The organism is Bradyrhizobium sp. CCBAU 51765 (assembly GCF_015291725.1).
GTDB classification, from domain to species: Bacteria; Pseudomonadota; Alphaproteobacteria; order Rhizobiales; family Xanthobacteraceae; genus Bradyrhizobium; species Bradyrhizobium liaoningense.
In genome coordinates this window covers 7,553,750-7,571,817 of the sequence record NZ_CP030038.1, presented here as the reverse complement: position 1 = coordinate 7,571,817, position 18,068 = coordinate 7,553,750, and the positions used below count along the sequence as shown (strand labels likewise).

Sequence of the window (18,068 nt, the reverse complement as noted above, 5' to 3'; positions counted from 1 at the left end):
AAATCAGGGTTAACGGTGCCTGACCTCTAGGCACGGGCGAGTACGGTATTACCTTAAAGTCGTAGAGCCTCTTTCATTCCGGTGGGTTGGCGGCCTATAAGGCCGCGCTTCCCACGCTCACCTTGGCGCACGATTCCTTAACGAGATCACGCATGGCCGGACATTCCCAATTCAAGAACATCATGCACCGCAAGGGGCGGCAGGATGCCCAGAAGTCGAAACTGTTCGGCAAGCTGGCGCGGGAAATCACTGTCGCCGCCAAGCTCGGCACGCCCGACCCCGCCATGAACCCGCGCCTGCGCGCCGCCGTGATCGCCGCGCGCCAGGAGAACATGCCGAAGGACAATATCGAGCGCGCCATCAAGAAGGCGCTCGGCAGCGAGGGCGAGAACTATGACGAGATCCGCTACGAGGGCTACGGCCCCGGCGGCGTCGCCGTCATCGTCGAGGCGCTGACCGACAACCGCAACCGCGCCGCTTCCGACATCCGCTCCTTCTTCACCAAATCCGGCGGCAATCTCGGCGAAACCGGCTCGGTGTCCTTCATGTTCGACCGCACCGGCGTCATCGAATATGACCGCAGCGTCGCCTCCGACGACGCCATGCTGGATGCGGCGATCGAGGCCGGCGCCGACGACGTGGTGTCCGGCGAGAGCGGCCACGAGATCTACGCCTCGACCGAAGGCTACCGCGACGTCGCCAAGGCGCTGGAAGCCAAGTTCGGCGAGCCGCGCAAGGCCGCGCTGATCTGGAAGCCACAGAACACGGTCGCCGTCGACGACGAGACCGGCGAGAAGCTGCTCAAGCTGATGGACCTGCTCAACGAGCACGACGACGTGCAGCAGGTCTACGCCAATTTCGAGATATCGGACGCGCTGATGGCGAAGATGGGCGGCTGACGCCGGTCTCGTGTCCCGGACGCGCTGCAGCGTGAAACGCTGCTGCTCCGAGCCGGGATCCATCGTTCTCTGGGCATCGCTGGCAAAATGGGCCGGTTCAGCGCCGCTCCGCTTTGCGCCGCGCCCGGGGCGCGAGACCGCCTTTCCCCTGTTACTTCCGTTCTGTTTCTGTTTCCCTCAGTCCGGCCAGCCGCTATCACTGGCCCATGACTGCGCTCCCGATTCGTGGCCCCGTCCGCATCATCGGCATCGACCCCGGCCTGCGCCGCACCGGCTGGGGCGTGATCGAGGCCGAGGGCAACCGGCTGATCTACGTCGCCTGCGGCTCGGTGGAGCCGCCGGACGATTTGCCGCTGTCGAGCCGCCTGCTCGCGATCCATGAGGGGCTCGCGGCCGTTCTCTCCAACCACCAGCCGATGGAAGCTGCGGTCGAGCAGACCTTCGTCAACAAGGACGGCGTTGCCACGCTGAAACTCGGCCAGGCCCGCGGCGTCGCCATGCTGGCGCCCGCAATGTTCGGCATCTCTGTCGCCGAATACGCGCCGAACCAGGTCAAGAAGACGGTGGTCGGCGCCGGTCATGCCGACAAGCAACAGATCGCGATGATGCTGAAGATCCTGCTGCCCAAAGCCGAGCCGCCGTCCGCGGACGCCGCCGACGCGCTCGCCATCGCCATCACCCACGCGCATCATCGCCAGAGCACCGCGCTGCGGCTGAAGGTGGTGGGGATATGATGCGCGTCGCGAGGCACAGATGAGCGGCATCGGCGGTGCGCTCCCTCCCCCCTTGTGGGGGAGAGTTGGGGAGAGGGGTAGCCGCAGCGGTGGTGCCGCGGTCGTTGGTGAGCGGCGCACGCCGCGCTCGCGCCTTCGAGAGAATCTCCGTGTGGTACCCCCCTCCCTGACCCTCCCCCACAAGGGGGGAGGGAACGGTGAGTCATTGCCGTGCGTCCTTCAAGCGATGGGTGCGCAGCTATGATCGGCAAGCTCAAGGGCCTGATCGATTCCTACGGCGAGGATTTCGTCATCCTCGACGTCGGCGGCGTCGGCTACCAGGTGCATTGCTCCTCGCGCACGCTGCAGCATCTGCCATCGCCGGGTGAGGCCGCGGTGCTATCGATCGAGACTTACGTCCGCGAGGACCAGATAAAACTGTTCGGCTTCCGCACCGACCAGGAGCGCGAATGGTTTCGCCTGCTCCAGACCGTGCAGGGCGTGGGCGCCAAGGTCGCACTCGCCGTGCTCGGCACGCTACAGCCTTCCGACCTCGCCAATGCGATTGCGTTGCGCGACAAGGCGGCGGTGGCGCGCACGCCGGGCGTCGGCCCGAAGGTCGCCGAGCGCATCGTCACCGAGTTGAAGGACAAGGCGCCGGCCTTCGCCAATGTCGACCCGGCCGTGGTGCATCTCGCCGGTGCCGTCGACGACCAGCGCGCGCCGCGCCCCGTTGCCGATGCGATTTCGGCGCTGGTCAATCTCGGTTATGGCCAGCCGCAGGCGGCCGCGGCGATCGCGTCGGCCTCGCGGAGCGCGGGCGAGAATGCCGAGACCGCGCAGCTCATCCGTCTTGGTCTGAAGGAACTGGCAAAGTGAGCGCGGCAACGGCCGATCTCATAGGGTGGGCAAAGCGACTTGTCCGCCGTAGCTCAAAGAGCGAAGGCGGAAGCGTGCCCACCATCTTTCGAATGATCGGAGACATGGTGGGCACGGCGCCTAGGGCGCCTTTGCCCACTCTACGAGGAGTTCGCTGAGTGAGCGATCCCAAGGCCTCCCGCATGGTCTCGCCCGAGCGCCGCAGCGACGACGTCGGCGACACCGCGCTGCGTCCGCAGTCGCTGTCCGATTTCGTCGGCCAGCAGCAGGCGCGCAAGAATCTGTCGATCTTCATCGAGGCGGCGCGCAAGCGCGGCGAGGCGCTGGATCACGTGCTGTTCGTCGGTCCCCCCGGCCTCGGCAAGACCACGCTGGCGCAGATCGTGGCCAAGGAGCTCGGCGTTGGCTTCCGCGCCACATCGGGGCCTGTCATCGCCAAGGCCGGCGATCTCGCCGCGCTCCTCACCAATCTCGAAGAGCGCGACGTGCTCTTCATCGACGAGATCCATCGCCTCAGCCCCGCGGTGGAAGAGGTGCTTTATCCTGCGATGGAGGACTTCCAGCTCGACCTCATCATCGGCGAGGGACCGGCGGCGCGCTCGGTGAAGATCGAGCTGTCGAAATTCACCCTCGTCGGCGCCACCACGCGCGCCGGGCTGCTCACCAATCCCCTGCGCGACCGCTTCGGCATTCCGGTGCGGCTGAATTTCTACACGATCGAGGAGCTGGAGAGCATCGTCACCCGCGGCGCCCGCGTGCTCAATGTCGGCATGAGCGCGGATGGCGCCAACGAGATCGCGCGCCGCGCCCGCGGCACGCCCCGCATCGCAGGCCGGCTGCTGCGGCGCGTCCGCGATTTCGCCTCCGCGGCCGATGCCGCCACGATCGACCGCAAGATCGCCGACCATGCGCTGAGCGCGCTCGAGGTCGACGCCGCGGGTCTCGACGCGATGGATCGCCGCTATCTCTCGACCATCGCGATGAACTATGGCGGCGGCCCGGTTGGCGTCGAGACCATGGCCGCCGCGCTGTCCGAGCCGCGCGATGCGATCGAGGACATCATCGAGCCCTATCTGATCCAGTGCGGCTATCTGCAGCGCACTCCGCGCGGCCGGCTGCTCACGTCGCACGCCTTCCGCCATCTCGGTCTCGCCGAGCCCAATCGCGATCCGGCCCAGTTCGGCCTGTTCGGCACCGAGCCGTCCGAGGACGACTGACTGCCGCAACCGGTGAACCCGCCGGTTCAATCCCATCACTAATCCGATGCGCGGCGCACGGCATCGCCGCTCTCGCACACGGATTGGAGTGGGAAGAATGGGGCTGACGGATGACGCTGGATTGCTCGAGGTCATCGCGGCTGCGCCGCAGCTGCAGACGCCTGATGAGACCGAGGCGTTCCTGGACCCGATGCCGCTCGGAGAGCTGGCGTCGATGTGGTGCGCGCTTCAACGCGTCAGCCGGCGCGACCAGGTCGGCAGCGTCTGGGCCTTGAAACTCTATTTCGATCGTCTGCCGCACCGCCGGCCGCAGCAGGCGCTCGATCTCGTGCTGGAAGTGCTCAAGTCCGAGGCCGACAAGCCGACCGTGATGCAGCTCAACGACAAATTCCTGCTGTCGCTGCTCTACGCACACGGCGAGGAGGTGATAGCGCGCATCGAGCACGAGGCCGGGCACAATGACCGGTTGCGCTGGCTGCTCGGTGGCGTGCATGTCGATCCCGACGACCCCTTGATGTCGCGTATTGCAGGACTTGCCGACAGCAAGGCCTGGCAGGCCGATCATCTGGCGCAGCGCACGCCGCGCGAGCCGCTCGATTTCGCCAACATGTCGACCGCCAGGCTCGCGCGCGCCTGGGTCGAGCAATACTCCAAATCCGAGCGCGACCAGGACGACAATCTGTTCGCGATCATGGATTTCGAGCGAGACCTGCGCGAGGATGATCCCGACCGAATGATCGACCTGATCCTGGAGATCCTGAGGATCGAGGCCAATCCGGTATTGCTGTCGCTGCTGGCCGCAGGTCCCCTCGAAGATGTGATCAACGCCGGCACGATCGACCGCATCGAGCGTGAGGCGCGTGTCAATGAACGTTTTCGCGATCTGCTCGGCGGTGTCTGGTACTACCGGGCGTCGGACGAATTGAAGACGCGGCTGGATGCGCTGGTTGGCGAGAGCCGCTGGTGATGCCCGTGCAGGCGTCTGCACGAGGATGCAGACGATCTGCACGAGCGCATCCCAATTCTGCTTCAATCGCATCGCATCGAGAAGCTGCATCTGAAACGGGCTTCCATGATCACGCGCCGTCATCTCATCCGTTCCATCGGCGGTCTGTCCGCCCTCGGCGTCTCGACGGCCGCCTATGGCGTCGGCGTCGAGCCGATGCTGCGGCTCCGCGTCACCCGCTATCATCCCACGCCGCGGCAATGGCCGGCGGATCTTCCGCTGAAGATCGCCGTCATCGCCGACCTCCATGCCTGCGATCCCTGGATGCCGCTCGACCGGGTCGCGGCCATCGTCGACCGCACCAACGCGCTGAAGGCCGACCTTATCGTGCTGCTCGGCGACTATGTCGCCGGCCTGCATCAGGTCACGCGCATCATTCCGTGCAGCGAATGGGCACGCGTGCTGGCCGGCCTCAAGGCGCCGCTCGGCGTCCACGCCGTCATGGGCAACCACGACTATTGGGATGACAGGCTCGTGCAACGGGCCGGGCAGGGGGTGACCGTCGCGCACCGCGCGCTGGAAGCGGCCGGCATCCCCGTCTACGAGAACGACGTCGTGCGCCTCACCAAGGACGGCCGCCCGTTCTGGCTCGCCGGACTCGGCGATCAACTCGCGTTCCTGCCGGCGCGCCGGTTTCGCGGCATGGCGCGGTTCGGCGCCGACGATCTCAGCGCGACGCTCGCCAAGGTCACGGACGATGCGCCCGTCATCCTGCTCGCGCATGAGCCCAACATCGCGCCGCGCGTGCCGGCGCGTGTCGCGCTGCAACTGTCCGGCCACACCCATGGCGGCCAGGTCCGCCTGCTCGGCTGGTCCCCCGCGGTGCCGCCGCAGGATGGCGTCCGCCTCGCCTATGGTCATGTCAGGCTGAAATGCGACGTCATCATCTCCGGTGGCCTCGGCTGCAGCATCATGCCGCTCCGCGTCGGGGTGCCGCCGGAGATCGTCGAGGTGAGGCTGGGGCAGACCGCGCCGGTTGTGTCGTAACACGCTTGCGCGGACCGCGGTTTTTGCGCAAAACGGGCCGACAGCGACAAGCGAAGAGGCTCACGACGTGACTGCCCATCTGGACGGCGAGATCCGCGACGGCCGCCACCACATGCAGGTCCGCGTCTATTACGAGGACACGGATTTCTCGGGGATCGTCTATCACGCCAACTATCTGCGCTACATGGAGCGCGGACGCACCAATCATCTGAGGCTGATGGGCGCCGAGCAGCAGGCGCTGTTCGAGCAGGTCGAGACGGAGGGCGCAGGCTTTGCCTTCGTCGTCCGCTCGATGCATCTGGATTTTCTCAGGCCTGCGCGAATGGACGACGTGCTCGACGTCGTGACCTGGCCGGTCGCGGTGAAGGGTGCGTCCATCATGCTGGCGCAGGAGGTGCGGCGCGGCCACGATGTGCTGGTGAAGGCCGAGGTCCGCGTTGCCTTCATCAGCGGCGGTCGCGCCCAGCCGATTCCGAAGTCGATACGCACGCTGATGAAGGCCGATCTGATTTCGTGATCGCCCGATAAGTGATCGCCTGATTTGTGGCGGCCTATCGACTCCGCCAATCGGGGCGATAAATTCTCGGCCCGATCAACCGATGAGGCCATCATGTCGCGCCCGCCGCTTCCACCCTTCACCCGCGAGACCGCTGCGCAAAAGGCCCGCATGGCCGAGGACGCCTGGAATTCACGCGATCCGGTCCGCGTGTCGCTCGCCTATACCGAGGACAGCCGCTGGCGCAATCGTTCCGAAGTCTTTCAGGGCCGCGAGGCCATCGTCGCGTTCCTCACCCGCAAGTGGGAGAAGGAACTGGACTACCGGCTGATCAAGGACCTCTGGGCCTTCGATGGCAACCGCATCGCGGTGCGCTTCCAGTACGAATGGCACGATGCCGGCGGCCAGTGGTATCGCTCCTACGGCAACGAGCAGTGGGAGTTCGATGAGCACGGCCTGATGAAGCGGCGCGAGGCCTCGATCAACGACGTCGCGATCGCGGAGAAGGATCGCCGGTTTCACTGGGCGGCGCCGGGCCCGCGGCCGGCCGATGCGCCGGGGCTGGGAAGCGAGCCGTTCTGAGCTACTTCCTGACCCTCTCCCCGCAAGCGGCAAGCCAATCGAATATGGTGGCAGGATGGGACGGCATCGGAATTCGGCTCCCTCTCCCACTTGCGGGGGAGGGTTGGGGAGGGGGCTGCCTCCGCATCGGGATTGTCGAGAAATGCGGCGGCTGTCCCCGAGTGGTGAGAACCCTCACCCGGCGCGCTCTGCGAGCGCGTCCGCCTCTCCCGCAAGCGGGGGAGGCGGAGCAAGCCCGCGCTCCCTCGTGAAATCCATATGCGATTGCCTTGCTGCAAGCGGGGCGAGGTGAAATCAGCGCCTCGCCAAGAACCTTGTAATCGCTCCGCCCAGCTTCGCATTGTCCAATGGCTGCGCCAGCGACGCCCGCGCTGTGGCGACGACGTCATCCGGCGCTTTCCCTTCGCGCAGGTCGCAGCACACTTGCGCGAACGCTACGTCGAATTCCGGATGCGGCTGGACTGTCAGCGTCACACCGTTGGCATAGAGCAGGCCGGCATGCGGGGTGAAGTCGGACGACAGAATCGTCAGCGCATCGTCCGGCGGATCGATCACCTGGTCCTGATGCGAGGCGGCGATCGCGACCGCGTCGCCGTCGACCACGCCGTTCTCCGGCAGCACCTGATAGACGTGCCGGCCGATGCCCCAGCCCTTCTCCGACTTGCGCACGGTGCCGCCAAGCGCCTGCGCGATCAGCTGATGGCCGAAGCAGACACCGACCATCGGTGTCTTGTTGGTGTAGGCTTGGCGCACGAAATCCTCCAGCGGCGCCATCCAGTCGAGTTCGTCATAGACGCCGGCAGCGGCGCCGGTGATCAGGACGGCCTCAAGCTTGCGCGGGTCGGGGAGCGCATCGCCCTTCGGGATGCTGACGACCTCGACCGTCGCCGTGGGGTCCTCGGTTCGGATCATGCGCGCGAACATGTCCGGAAACGAGCCGTGGCGCTCGCGATGCTCTGGAGGAACCAGCCCAGTCTCGATGATGGTGATGCGTGCCATGTGCGCCTCGGGTAGAAGGTTGCGCGTGTGATCGCAAGCTCAGTCGCCTTCTGCACCATGTTGCTGGTGCGGCGCTGTGCGCTCGAGCAGCGCGCTCTCCTTGCGGACCTCGCTGAGAAAGGCCTTGGCCAGACGCGACAGCGGCTCGGCTTCCGACCACAGCATATAGGCGACCGCCTGCGTCGTCGGCGTGAATGGACGGACGACGAGGCCGCTGCCGCCGTTCTGCCGCGGCGAGAACGGATCGACCACCGCAGCGCCGACGCCGGCGGCCGCGAGCACGCAGGCCGTGTTGCAGTAGCGCACCTCGACCGTCGGCCGGAACGGCGCACCGGCGCGGGCAAAGCTGTCGCGCACGGCTTCGCCAAGCCGCGTGCCGCGCTCGAGCCCGATGAAGGGCAGGCCGGAGAGATCAGCGGCCGAGATCACCGGCCGTTCCGCGAGCGGATGCTGCGGCGGCAGCACGCACACCATCTCGCCGGTATGCACCACCTCATGCGCGATCCCTGGATGATGCGTCAGTCCGAGCGCGAAGCCGAGCTCGGCGACGCGGCTCAGCACACCCTCGATGATGCCCTCGTAGCGGCGCACATCGAAGAACATGCGCGTCTCCGGGCGACGGCGCAGGAAGCCTGACAGCGCGGAAGGGATGATGCTGTAGGCGAGCGGCGGGGTCGCCACGATGGCGAGATGCCCGGATCGGTTCTCGCGCAGATCGCGTACGCGGTTCTCGAGCTTGGCGTGCAGCGCGAAGATCGCTTCGCTCTCCTTGTAGAGCGCCATGGCTTCGGCGGTCGGAAACAGCCGGTTGTTGACGCGCTCGAACAGCGCGAAACCGGCCTGCGCCTCCATCGTCTTCAGCGCGTTGCTCACCGCGGGCTGCGACAGCGCCAGCTCGTCCGCCGCCGCAACCGTGGTGCGGTGGCGGATGACCGCACGCAGAATCTCGAGCTGACGCAGGTTCATATCACTGCCGATTATACTCAGGGCCAAAACATCATAGCAAAGCGAATTGATTTTGCAGCCCCGCTCAACCGTAATGGCAGCGGATTTGCGCGTCGTATCAAAGGGTTCATTCGCCCATTGAGGCAGCACCGCGCACAGATTGGAGGCAAACTTGGTTCGTGTCCTTCGCGCCGCCGCCGCTCAGATGGGGCCGACGCAAAAAGCCGATACGCGCGAGCATACGCTGTCGCGGATGCTCGACATGCTGGAGGAGGCGGCCGGCCGCGGTGCGAGCCTCGTGGTGTTTCCCGAGCTTGCCTTCACCACCTTCTTCCCGCGCTGGCTGCTCGAAGGCGAGGCTCTCGACCAGTATTTCGAGCGCAGCATGCCGAATCCGGCGGTGGCAAGGCTGTTCGATCGGGCGCGTGCGCTCCGCGTCGGCTTCTATGTCGGCTATGCCGAGAAGACGCCGGACGGCCGGCGCTACAACTGCTCTATCCTGGTCGATCGCGACGGTGAGATTCTCGGCCGTTACCGCAAGGTGCATCTTCCCGGGTCGGTCGAGCCGCGTCCGGGCGCGCGCTACCAGCAGCTCGAGAAGCGCTACTTCGAATATGGCGACCTCGGCTTTCCCGCCTTCCGCGCCGGCTCGTCCTGGGCCCATGCCATCATGGGCATGATGATCTGCAACGATCGGCGCTGGCCGGAATCCTGGCGCGTGCTCGGCCTGCAGGGCGTCGAACTCGTCTGCATCGGCTACAATTCGGCGGCCTATGATCCAAACGGTGGCGCCACCGAAGACGGCGCCTTGCGCACCTTCCACTCGACGCTGGTGACGCAGGCCAACGCCTACATGAACGCGACCTGGGCGATCTCGGTGGCCAAGGCGGGCGAGGAGGACGGCTCCGGGCTGATCGGCGGCTCGTGCATCGTCGATCCCAACGGCCGCATCGTCGCGCAGGCCCAGACGCTCGCGGACGAGGTGATCGTCGCCGACATCGACCTCGACCTCTGCCGCCAGGGCAAGGACAAGATGTTCAATTTCGCCGCCCACCGGCGGCCCGAGCAGTACAGGGTGATCACCGAGCGCGCCGGCGTCATCGAGCCGGCCGTTCTCGACGCAGATTGATTTCGAACGACCGATCGCACCGTTGGCAAAGGAGCTGACATGACACGCCTCCCGCATTTGCTTGCCTTCGCAGCGTTGGCTGCCGTGACGTCGGCGCAGGCGGCCGAGCTTCCGGCGGAGATCAAGCAGGCCGGCACGCTGAAGCTCACGGTCAATTCCACCTACGCGCCGATGGAATATCGCGATCCCGCAACCAACGAGCTGGTCGGGCTCGATATCGATCTCGCTAAAGAGCTCGCCAAGCGGCTTGGCGGGCTGAAGATCGTCTGGAGCGAGACGCCGTTCGCCGAGCTGATCCCCTCGCTCCAGACCAAGCGCGCCGATTTCATCATCTCCGGCATCTCCGATCGCGCCTCGCGGCGCGAGACTGCCGATTTCGTCGACTACCTCGCAACCGGCCCGCAGTTCTTCGTGATGGCGGAGAGCGGGGCCAAGGATGCGACCGATCTCTGCGGCAAGAAGGTCGGCACCACCCGCAGCACCAGCTTCCCGGTCGAGATCGAGAAATGGAACAAGCAGAATTGCGAGCCGGCCGGCAAGCCGGCGATCCAATATGTTCCGGGCGAGAACTCGATCGACGTCCGCAACCAGCTCAAGCAGGGCCGCATCGACGCCGCCGTGCAGGGCAGCGAGACGCTGCCTTACGCGCAGACGCAGGAGCCCGGGAAATACCGCGTGGTCGGCGAGCCCTTCGCCAAGGGCTACCAGGGCATCATGTTCCGCAAGGACGATGCAGCCCTGCGCGAGGTCGTGACGGAGAAGCTCGCGGCGATGATCGCCGACGGCACCTACAAGGCCATTCTCGACAAATGGGGTCTTGGCGCCAACGCTGTCGCCCAGCCCATGCTGAACGCGGCGCCGCAATGAAGCCGGCTCCGGCACTCGCGGACGGATTTCCCGATCTGTCGGGAATGCAGATCGCGCGCGAGCCGCACTGGTTTCGCTGGCTGAGCGCGGCCCTGATCATCCTCGTGCTGGCGGCGATTGCGCGCGCGTTCGCGGCCGGCCAGATCGAATGGTCCTATGTCGGCCGCTTTCTGACAGCAAAGGTCATTCTCGAAGGCATCGTCAACACCATGGTGATGGCGGTGCTGGCGATGGCGCTCGGCATCGTGCTCGGCATCGTCGTTGCGATCATGCGGCTGTCACCCAACCCGGTGCTGAAGACAGTCGCGGCCGGCTACACCTGGCTGTTTCGCGGCACCCCGCTGATCCTGCAATTGCTGCTGTGGTTCAATCTCGCGCTGGTGTTCCCGACCATCGGCATCCCCGGCCTGTGGTCCGCACGCGCCGTCGACGTCATGACGCCATTCCTCGCCGCCTTGCTTGGGCTCGGCATCAACCAGGGCGCCTACACCTCCGAAGTGATGCGCGCCGGCATGCTGTCGGTCGATATCGGGCAATATGAGGCGGCGCAGGCGATCGGCATGGGGCGGCTGCGCGCGCTGCGGCGGATCGTGCTGCCGCAGGCGATGCGCGTGGTGATCCCGCCGCTCGGCAACGAGTTCATCGGAATGGTGAAGGCGACGTCGCTTGCCAGCGTGATCCAGTATCCCGAGCTGCTGCACAACGCCGAGAACATCTACTACGCCAACTCACGCGTGATCGAGCTCCTGATCGTCGCCGGTCTCTGGTACCTGCTCGTGGTCTCGATCCTGACCCCGCTCCAGATGCTGCTCGAACGTCGTTTTGCGCGCGGCACATTGCGGCTGGCACGATGACAAAGCCCCTCGTCGCGATCCGCTCCGTCAGCAAGAGTTTTGGAGAGTTTCAGGCTCTCAAGAAGGTCTCGCTCGACGTCTGGCCCGGCGAGGTGATGTGCCTGATCGGCGCCTCCGGCTCCGGCAAGACGACGCTGCTCCGCTGCATCAACCAGCTTGCCACGATCGATGCCGGCGGCATCTGGCTCGAGGGCGAGCTGCTGGGCGTGCGCGAGCAGGGCGGACGGCTGCGTCGACTCACCGAGCGTGAGATCGGCCGGCAGCGGCTGAAGACCGGCATGGTGTTCCAGCGCTTCAATTTGTTTCCGCACAAGACCGCGCTGGAGAACATCACCGAGGGTCCGACCCAGGTTCAGGGGCGTAAAGCCGATGAGGTGCGCGCCGAGGCGCTCGATCTGCTTCGCCGCGTCGGGCTGGCGGCCAAGGCGGATTCATATCCCGCCCAGCTCTCCGGCGGCCAGCAGCAGCGCGTCGCGATCGCGCGGGCGCTCGCCATGAAGCCGATGCTGATGCTGTTCGACGAGCCGACCAGCGCGCTCGATCCCGAACTCGTCGGCGAGGTGCTCGCGGTGATGAAGGAGCTGGCGCGAAGCGGCATGACCATGATGGTGGTGACGCACGAGCTCGGCTTCGCCCGCGAGGTCGCCGACCGCGTCGTCTACATGGACCAGGGCGCGATCGTCGAGCAGGGGCGTGCGTCCGACGTATTGGGCGCACCGCGCGAGGAGCGCACCAGGGCATTTCTTTCGGCTGTGATCTGAACATGGGGGCTTGGTGATGAAGAGACTTTTGGTTGCGACGGCGTTCCTGGGTGCCATGCATGCGTCGGCGATGGCGGCTGAATTGCCGGCGGAGATCGCCAAGCGCGGCAGCCTCAAGGTCGCGCTGGTGCCGAACTATCCGCCGATGGAGTTTCGCGATCCCGCCACCAACGCCCTGTCCGGCTTCGACATCGATCTCGGCGAAGCCATCGGCCGCAAGCTCGGCGTCAAGATCGAATGGCAGGAGACGAGCTTTGCCGAATTCATGCCGTCGATCTCGACCGGGCGGGTGGATGCCATCCTGTCCGGCTTCACGGACTATGCCAGCCGGCACGAGGTCGCGTCCTTCGTCGATTACTTGCGAAGCGGCCCGCAGTTCTTCGTGCAGGCGTCGCGCAAGGCCGAATTCAAGGATGCGGTGGCGCTCTGCGGCAAGAAGGTCGGCGCCAGCCGCCGCACCATGTTTCCGGCGCAGATCGCGGCCTGGAGCGAGAAGAATTGCGGCGGCAATCCGATCCAGTTCGTCGGCACCGACGGTTCGGCCGATGCGCGCACCCAGCTCAGGCAGGGCCGCATCGACGCCGCTGCCCAGGGCAACGAGACGCTGCCCTACATCATGGACCTCGAGCCCGGCAACTACGCGACGGTGGGCGAGCCCATCGCGCAGCAATTCACCGGCATTGCTCTGCCGGTGAAGGAGAAGGCATTGCAGCAGGCCATGCTGGAGGCGGTCGACGCGCTGATCGCTGACGGCACCTACAAGACCTTGCTCGCCAAATGGAAACTGACTGACAACGCAATCGAGAAGGCCACCATCAATGCTGGACAGTAAGGCACTTCAGAGCATTCCGCTCGTTCCGGCCAACACCGCGGATCCCGCGCCCGAATATCCCTGGCCGAAGCCGTATACATCCGCGATGTTCCTGTCGTTCGACGTGGACGCCGAGAGCGCCTGGACCAGCAAGGATGCAGGTCACGCACAGCGGCTGATCACCATGAGCTATGGCGGCTATGAGGCGCGCGTCGGCACGCCGAAGCTGCTGGAGCTGCTCGACCAGCTCGATCTCAAGGCGACGTTCTTCGTCACGGGGTGGTCGGTCGACGCGCATCCGGCGATGGCGGAGTCCATCCTCAAGGCCGGTCACGAGATCGGCCATCACGGCTATCACCATCTGCTGCCGGATCCCGGCGATCCCTGGATCGAGGAGGAGCTGGAGCGCGGCTTCGAGGCGCTGAAGCGCCGGCTCGGCGTCAAGCCGACCGGTTATCGCGCGCCCTACGGCGAGTTCACGGAGGAGCTGCGCGTCGCACTGGTGCGCCACGGCATCGTCTATACGTCCTCGTTCCGTGACGACGTCAGGCCCTATCGCCATCGTCTCGCCGACGGCAAGCCCGGCACGATCGAGCTGCCGGTGACCGCGAGCTATGACGACTGGATGCACGGCCTCTCCGCCCGTTTCAGCCCGCGCTCGATCTTCCCGAAGGAGCACGTGCTCTCGATGTGGAAGGACGAGCTCGACGAGGTGCGCGACTGGGGCGCGATGGTGACGACGGTGCTGCATCCGCAATGCAGCGGCCGCCCGATGCGGCTGCGCCTGCTGCGCGAGTTCCTGACCTACGCAAAATCGTGCCCGGATGTCTGGATCACCACCGGCGAGAAGATCGCGGAAAACTTCCTGCGCCACGAGGCCGGTAACCGCTAATGCCCATCTCCCGCCGCTCGCTCCTCAAGGCTGGCGCAGCGCTGCCGGCGCTGTCGCTGCCGGGCATCGTCCGCGCTGAATCTCAGTCCACGCTGCGCTTCATCCCCGTGATCGATCTCGCTTTCGTCGATCCCATCTACTCGACCGCGCAGGTGTCGCGAAACCACGGCTTCATGGTCTACGACACGCTCTACGGCATGAGCGCTTCCCTGCAAGTCTCGCCGCAAATGCTGTCGGGCCACGTCATCTCCGCTGACGGGCTGCAATGGGACCTTACGCTTCGCGGCGGCCTGTTCTGGCACGACGGCGAGCGCGTGCTCGCGCGCGACTGCGTCGCCAGCATCCGCCGCTGGGCGGCGCGAGACGGCTTTGGCGGCGAGTTGTTGGAGGCGACGGCCGAACTGCTGGCTGCCGACGATCGCACCATCCGTTTTCGCCTCAAGCGTCCGTTCCCGCTGCTGCCGCAGGCGCTGGGCAAGGCCGCGATCAATGCCTGCTTCATGATGCCGGAGCGGCTGGCGAGCCAGGACCCGTTCAAACCGCTGACCGAGGTGATCGGCAGCGGCCCGTTCCGCTATCTCGCCGAGGAGCGCGTGCAGGGCGCGCGCAACGCCTATGCCAGGTTCGAGCGCTACCAGCCGCGCACCGACGGCAAGCCGGATTGGACCGCCGGACCGAAGATCGTGCACTACGACCGCGTGGTCTGGACCACCACGCCCGATGCCGGCACCGGTGTCGCCGCGCTCCAGACCGGCGAGCAGGATTGGCAGGAGACCACGCCGCATGATCTGTTGCCGGTGATCAGGGCTGCAGGCGACATCGAGACGCGTATCCTCGATCCCCGCGGCTACGCCTGCATGCTGCGTCTCAATCACCTGCAGCCGCCGTTTGACAATCCCGCCATCCGCCGCGCGCTGCTGGGCGCGATCGATCAGTCCGCGTTCATGACCGCGGTTGCCGGCGTCGATCCCGCCTTTCAGGTTTCGCCGATCGGCTATTTCGCGCCCGGCACGCCGATGGCGAGCGACGTCGGCCTCGACGTCTTCCGCGGCCCGCGCGACTACGCCAAGGTCAAGGCCGATCTCAAGGCCGCCGGCTACAATGGCGAGAAAATCGTGGTGCTGGTTCCCACCAATTCGCTGGCGCAGAAGCCACTCGGCGAGATCGCGGTCGATAGCTTGCGCAAGGCCGGCATGAATGTCGAATATGCCGGGCTCGATTTCGCCGTCGTGTTGCAGCGCCAGCTCAAGAAGGATCCGATCGGGCAGGGCGGCTGGAGCGCGGCGGTCGGCAATTGGCAGGGCATCGACTGGCTCAACCCGGCCGGCAACACCAACATCCGGGGCGAAGGCAAGGTCGCCGGCTGGTACGCGAGCGAGAAGATGGGGCCGTTGCGCAGCCAGTGGCTGGCGGCGTCCGAGCTCGCCGAGCAGCAGCGCATCTGCCGCGCGATCCAGGCGGTCGCGTTCGAGGAAATCCCGTATATTCCGATCGGGCTGTATAAACAGCCGACCGCCTATCGCAAGGCCATCACCGGCATTCTCGACGGCACCGCCGTCTTCTGGAACGTGCGTCCCGCATGAGCACCACGGCAATTTTCGGCAGCTATGTGCTGTCACGGAAGGACGGCGCGCAGGACGTGCTGCGCGACCATTGGGTCCTGGTCGAGGGCAGGAGGATCGCGGCAATTACGCGCGACAAGCCCAGCGCTGACCAGGTCTACGATCGTCCCGGCCGGTTCGTGCTGCCGGGCCTCCTGAACCTGCACAATCACTGCTTCTCCGAGGCGGTCGCGCGCAGCCACACCGAAGACGGCAATGGCCGCCGCAACAACCAGAGCATCGTCTACACGGTGCTGCTGCCGCTGACCAAACGCGGCGCCGAGATCTTGTCAGCGGAAGAGCGGCTCGCCGTGGCGCGGCTCGGCATTCTCCAACTCCTGAAGGGAGGCGCCACCACCGTGATGGAGCCGTTCCGCAATTCGATTCCGGAAATGTTCGACGCGGCGGAGGAGATGGGCATCCGGTTCTACGGTGCGCCCTATCTGTTCTCGACATCGGACGCCAAGGCCGGCCCGGACGGCGTGGTGCAGTATTCAGGCGATGACGGCGCCACGGACATGGCGACGTGGAATGCGCTCTATCAACGTTGGCACAATCGCGGCGACGGCCGCATCAGCCTTGCGATGAGCCCGCACGCCACAGACACCTGCGGTCCTGATCTGCTGAAAGCATGCGCCACCCGGGCGCGCGAGCTCGGGGTGCCCATCACGACGCACATGGCGCAGAGCCGGGCCGAGGTCGAGACCATCGGCAAGCGCTATGGCGGCCGCACGCCCGCGCAATATCTGGACTGGCTCGGCCTGCTGGCGTCCGACCTCATGGCGGCACATTGCATGTTCAGCAGCGACGACGACCTCAAGCTGATGGCCGCGCGCGGCATGACCGTGCTGAACTGCCCGCGCGTCTTCGCGCGCGCCGGCATCACCGCGGCCTTCAGCCGCTTCGCCGAGCACGGCGTGCGCACCGTGGTCGGCACCGACGGCTACAACATGGACCTGCTCGGCGAGCTCAATGCGGCATCGCTGATCTCCAAGATCACTTCGGCGCGTCCCGACGTCGCGAACTCACCCGAGTTGATCGAGGCGAACACGGCGGTGGCCGCCGATGTCATCAAGCGTCCGGATCTCGGCCGCATCGAGCCGGGCGCCACCGCCGATCTCACCGTTGTCGATCTCAGCCATCCGCATCTGCAGCCGCTGTTCGATCCCCGCCGTGCGCTGATCGCGCTCGCCAACCGCGCCAATATCGATCAGGTCATGGTCGACGGTCGTGTGCTGATCGATGCCGGCCGCTATCTCGGCTCGGATGAGGCGGCGATCATCGCGGCCGGCACCGCCGCGATCGGCAAGATCTGGGACCTGCCGGAAGCGCAGGCCGCGTTCAGCGGCTGAGCGCTGCTGGCGCTACGACGACGGTGCGCTCCCTCTCCCGACGCTACGCGCCGACCTCTCCCGCACGCGGGAGAGGTTGCAGCGAGCCTGTGGCTGCACTGTTCAAACCCAAGTCCTGATCCTCGAATTCAACCAGCGCCTTGCGCATGGTTTCGACCAGATCCAGCGCCACCGGGGACGGACTGCGCTGTGCCGGAAAGACCGCCGAGAATTCGAAGTCGATGCGCGGCAGGAAACGTCTCACGACGACACCGCGCGTTGCAAACTCCTGCGCGGTGAAGGGATCGCAGATCGACACACCGAGTCCCGACGACACCATACCGCACATGATCTCCGACAGCGTGGTCTCGACCCTGAGCACGCGGCGGACATCGTGGCGGTGGAAGACCTGGTCGACGAGATGCCGGCTCGACGATCCCGCCGACAGCGAGATGAAGGTCTCGCCCTCGAAATCGCGCGGCTCCAGCACTTCCTTCTCCGCGAGGCGATGACCGGTCGGCAGCACCGCGACGCGCGCCAGTCCCGGCAGCCGCTGGCTCGGCAGGCCGGAATGCGCGATCGGCACCTCGGCAAAGCCGATGTCGCACTGGTTGTTCAACACCCAGTCGACCACGATCGGCGAGATCACGCCGAAGAAGGCAAGGTTGAGGTTGGGGCGCTCCATCAAGAAATGCCCCGCGAGCCGCGGCAGATAGCCGTTCGCCAGCGCCGGCAGTGCGGCGATCCTAAGCGAACCGGTGCGCCGGCCGCGGATTTCTTCGGCAGCCGCGGTGATGCGCTCGAGACCGACGAAGGAGCGCTCGACCTCGGTATAGAGCGCCATCGCCGCCGCGGTCGGGACCAGGCCGGTGCCCCGTCGTTCGAACAGCTCCATCTTGAGCAGCGCCTGGAAGTCACGCAGCAGCCGGCTGACCGCTGGTTGTGTCACCACCATCAATTTTGCCGCCTCGGTGACGCTGCCGGTCAGCATCGTGGCCCGGAAGGCCTCCACCTGCCGCGAATTGATCCGCGCCATACCAGAATCCAATCATAACATTTTGGCATGCAGAGGGTGCCATTATTCATTGGACGATGGAAG

General features: G+C 66.0%; 19 protein-coding genes. 16 read left to right on the top strand and 3 right to left on the bottom strand.

Features of this window, described 5'->3' with window-relative positions:
- Positions 1 to 152 precede the first annotated feature (152 nt).
- From XH96_RS35085 to XH96_RS35050, 8 genes are all read left to right on the top strand, one after another.
- The gene (locus tag XH96_RS35085; protein ID WP_194389888.1) at positions 153 to 899 is read left to right on the top strand and encodes a YebC/PmpR family DNA-binding transcriptional regulator; all 747 of its coding nucleotides are present in this window, start codon (positions 153 to 155) and stop codon (positions 897 to 899) included.
- A gap of 206 nt (positions 900 to 1,105) precedes the next feature.
- Positions 1,106 to 1,633, top strand: coding sequence for a crossover junction endodeoxyribonuclease RuvC (ruvC, locus tag XH96_RS35080; RefSeq protein WP_194389887.1), 528 nt, complete (start codon positions 1,106 to 1,108; stop codon positions 1,631 to 1,633).
- 240 nt (positions 1,634 to 1,873) lie between these two features.
- Positions 1,874 to 2,491 carry a Holliday junction branch migration protein RuvA gene (gene ruvA, locus XH96_RS35075; protein ID WP_194389886.1) on the top strand — a complete coding sequence of 206 codons (618 nt, stop codon included), beginning with the start codon at positions 1,874 to 1,876 and terminating at the stop codon, positions 2,489 to 2,491.
- A gap of 182 nt (positions 2,492 to 2,673) precedes the next feature.
- On the top strand, positions 2,674 to 3,708 hold the full coding sequence (ruvB, locus tag XH96_RS35070) for a Holliday junction branch migration DNA helicase RuvB (protein ID WP_194394383.1): 1,035 nt from the start codon (positions 2,674 to 2,676) through the stop codon (positions 3,706 to 3,708).
- Positions 3,709 to 3,805: 97 nt separating this feature from the next.
- Positions 3,806 to 4,675, top strand: coding sequence for a DUF6869 domain-containing protein (locus XH96_RS35065; RefSeq protein WP_194389885.1), 870 nt, complete (start codon positions 3,806 to 3,808; stop codon positions 4,673 to 4,675).
- Positions 4,676 to 4,780: 105 nt separating this feature from the next.
- Positions 4,781 to 5,701 (top strand): metallophosphoesterase, encoded by a 921-nt coding sequence (locus XH96_RS35060; RefSeq protein ID WP_194389884.1) that lies wholly within the window; start codon positions 4,781 to 4,783, stop codon positions 5,699 to 5,701.
- Positions 5,702 to 5,768: 67 nt separating this feature from the next.
- A complete protein-coding gene (gene ybgC / locus XH96_RS35055; protein WP_194389883.1) occupies positions 5,769 to 6,218 on the top strand; it encodes a tol-pal system-associated acyl-CoA thioesterase in 450 nt (149 codons plus the stop codon).
- A 93-nt stretch (positions 6,219 to 6,311) separates the two neighbouring features.
- Positions 6,312 to 6,779 carry a nuclear transport factor 2 family protein gene (locus XH96_RS35050; protein ID WP_194389882.1) on the top strand — a complete coding sequence of 156 codons (468 nt, stop codon included), beginning with the start codon at positions 6,312 to 6,314 and terminating at the stop codon, positions 6,777 to 6,779.
- A 294-nt stretch (positions 6,780 to 7,073) separates the two neighbouring features.
- On the opposite strand, the gene XH96_RS35045 is transcribed toward XH96_RS35050, so the two are convergent.
- Both XH96_RS35045 and XH96_RS35040 read right to left on the bottom strand, forming a co-directional pair.
- On the bottom strand, positions 7,074 to 7,778 hold the full coding sequence (locus XH96_RS35045; RefSeq protein WP_194389881.1) for a type 1 glutamine amidotransferase: 705 nt from the start codon (positions 7,776 to 7,778) through the stop codon (positions 7,074 to 7,076).
- A 39-nt stretch (positions 7,779 to 7,817) separates the two neighbouring features.
- Entirely contained in the window at positions 7,818 to 8,744 is a 927-nt protein-coding gene (locus XH96_RS35040) for a LysR family transcriptional regulator (protein WP_194389880.1), read from the bottom strand.
- Between the two features lie 184 nt (positions 8,745 to 8,928).
- Here XH96_RS35040 and XH96_RS35035 point away from each other — a divergent pair, with 184 nt between their 5' ends.
- From XH96_RS35035 to XH96_RS35000, 8 genes are read left to right on the top strand one after another with little or no spacing between them, the layout of a single operon-like run.
- Positions 8,929 to 9,852 (top strand): N-carbamoyl-D-amino-acid hydrolase, encoded by a 924-nt coding sequence (locus XH96_RS35035; protein ID WP_028181223.1) that lies wholly within the window; start codon positions 8,929 to 8,931, stop codon positions 9,850 to 9,852.
- 39 nt (positions 9,853 to 9,891) lie between these two features.
- Positions 9,892 to 10,719, top strand: a complete 828-nt coding sequence (locus XH96_RS35030; RefSeq protein WP_194389879.1) for an ABC transporter substrate-binding protein — start codon at positions 9,892 to 9,894, stop codon at positions 10,717 to 10,719.
- On the top strand, positions 10,716 to 11,573 hold the full coding sequence (locus XH96_RS35025; RefSeq protein ID WP_194389878.1) for an amino acid ABC transporter permease: 858 nt from the start codon (positions 10,716 to 10,718) through the stop codon (positions 11,571 to 11,573). Before XH96_RS35030 ends, XH96_RS35025 begins: the two co-directional genes overlap by 4 nt.
- Complete coding sequence (locus XH96_RS35020) at positions 11,570 to 12,334, top strand: amino acid ABC transporter ATP-binding protein (RefSeq protein WP_194389877.1); 765 nt, start codon at positions 11,570 to 11,572, stop codon at positions 12,332 to 12,334. Before XH96_RS35025 ends, XH96_RS35020 begins: the two co-directional genes overlap by 4 nt.
- Before the next feature lie 16 nt (positions 12,335 to 12,350).
- Positions 12,351 to 13,166 carry an ABC transporter substrate-binding protein gene (locus XH96_RS35015; protein ID WP_194389876.1) on the top strand — a complete coding sequence of 272 codons (816 nt, stop codon included), beginning with the start codon at positions 12,351 to 12,353 and terminating at the stop codon, positions 13,164 to 13,166.
- Positions 13,153 to 14,037, top strand: coding sequence for a polysaccharide deacetylase (locus XH96_RS35010; protein WP_194389875.1), 885 nt, complete (start codon positions 13,153 to 13,155; stop codon positions 14,035 to 14,037). Before XH96_RS35015 ends, XH96_RS35010 begins: the two co-directional genes overlap by 14 nt.
- Positions 14,037 to 15,620 carry an ABC transporter substrate-binding protein gene (locus XH96_RS35005; protein WP_194389874.1) on the top strand — a complete coding sequence of 528 codons (1,584 nt, stop codon included), beginning with the start codon at positions 14,037 to 14,039 and terminating at the stop codon, positions 15,618 to 15,620. The genes XH96_RS35010 and XH96_RS35005 overlap by 1 nt, the downstream gene beginning before the upstream one ends.
- Complete coding sequence (locus tag XH96_RS35000) at positions 15,617 to 16,990, top strand: amidohydrolase family protein (protein ID WP_194389873.1); 1,374 nt, start codon at positions 15,617 to 15,619, stop codon at positions 16,988 to 16,990. Before XH96_RS35005 ends, XH96_RS35000 begins: the two co-directional genes overlap by 4 nt.
- Before the next feature lie 43 nt (positions 16,991 to 17,033).
- Here XH96_RS35000 and XH96_RS34995 read toward each other — a convergent pair whose 3' ends face one another.
- On the bottom strand, positions 17,034 to 18,005 hold the full coding sequence (locus tag XH96_RS34995; RefSeq protein ID WP_246789881.1) for a LysR substrate-binding domain-containing protein: 972 nt from the start codon (positions 18,003 to 18,005) through the stop codon (positions 17,034 to 17,036).
- Positions 18,006 to 18,068 lie beyond the last annotated feature (63 nt).

What these genes read in the sequence shown, in the direction of transcription:
- XH96_RS35085 (WP_194389888.1), top strand. Translation starts at nt 153, where the DNA reads ATGGCCGGACATTCCCAATTCAAGAACATCATGCACCGCAAGGGGCGG.
- ruvC (WP_194389887.1), top strand. Translation starts at nt 1,106, where the DNA reads ATGACTGCGCTCCCGATTCGTGGCCCCGTCCGCATCATCGGCATCGAC.
- ruvA (WP_194389886.1), top strand. Translation starts at nt 1,874, where the DNA reads ATGATCGGCAAGCTCAAGGGCCTGATCGATTCCTACGGCGAGGATTTC.
- ruvB (WP_194394383.1), top strand. Translation starts at nt 2,674, where the DNA reads ATGGTCTCGCCCGAGCGCCGCAGCGACGACGTCGGCGACACCGCGCTG.
- XH96_RS35065 (WP_194389885.1), top strand. Translation starts at nt 3,806, where the DNA reads ATGGGGCTGACGGATGACGCTGGATTGCTCGAGGTCATCGCGGCTGCG.
- XH96_RS35060 (WP_194389884.1), top strand. Translation starts at nt 4,781, where the DNA reads ATGATCACGCGCCGTCATCTCATCCGTTCCATCGGCGGTCTGTCCGCC.
- XH96_RS35050 (WP_194389882.1), top strand. Translation starts at nt 6,312, where the DNA reads ATGTCGCGCCCGCCGCTTCCACCCTTCACCCGCGAGACCGCTGCGCAA.
- XH96_RS35045 (WP_194389881.1), bottom strand. Translation starts at nt 7,778, where the DNA reads ATGGCACGCATCACCATCATCGAGACTGGGCTGGTTCCTCCAGAGCAT.
- XH96_RS35040 (WP_194389880.1), bottom strand. Translation starts at nt 8,744, where the DNA reads ATGAACCTGCGTCAGCTCGAGATTCTGCGTGCGGTCATCCGCCACCGC.
- XH96_RS35035 (WP_028181223.1), top strand. Translation starts at nt 8,929, where the DNA reads ATGGGGCCGACGCAAAAAGCCGATACGCGCGAGCATACGCTGTCGCGG.
- XH96_RS35030 (WP_194389879.1), top strand. Translation starts at nt 9,892, where the DNA reads ATGACACGCCTCCCGCATTTGCTTGCCTTCGCAGCGTTGGCTGCCGTG.
- XH96_RS35025 (WP_194389878.1), top strand. Translation starts at nt 10,716, where the DNA reads ATGAAGCCGGCTCCGGCACTCGCGGACGGATTTCCCGATCTGTCGGGA.
- XH96_RS35020 (WP_194389877.1), top strand. Translation starts at nt 11,570, where the DNA reads ATGACAAAGCCCCTCGTCGCGATCCGCTCCGTCAGCAAGAGTTTTGGA.
- XH96_RS35015 (WP_194389876.1), top strand. Translation starts at nt 12,351, where the DNA reads ATGAAGAGACTTTTGGTTGCGACGGCGTTCCTGGGTGCCATGCATGCG.
- XH96_RS35010 (WP_194389875.1), top strand. Translation starts at nt 13,153, where the DNA reads ATGCTGGACAGTAAGGCACTTCAGAGCATTCCGCTCGTTCCGGCCAAC.
- XH96_RS35005 (WP_194389874.1), top strand. Translation starts at nt 14,037, where the DNA reads ATGCCCATCTCCCGCCGCTCGCTCCTCAAGGCTGGCGCAGCGCTGCCG.
- XH96_RS35000 (WP_194389873.1), top strand. Translation starts at nt 15,617, where the DNA reads ATGAGCACCACGGCAATTTTCGGCAGCTATGTGCTGTCACGGAAGGAC.
- XH96_RS34995 (WP_246789881.1), bottom strand. Translation starts at nt 18,005, where the DNA reads ATGGCGCGGATCAATTCGCGGCAGGTGGAGGCCTTCCGGGCCACGATG.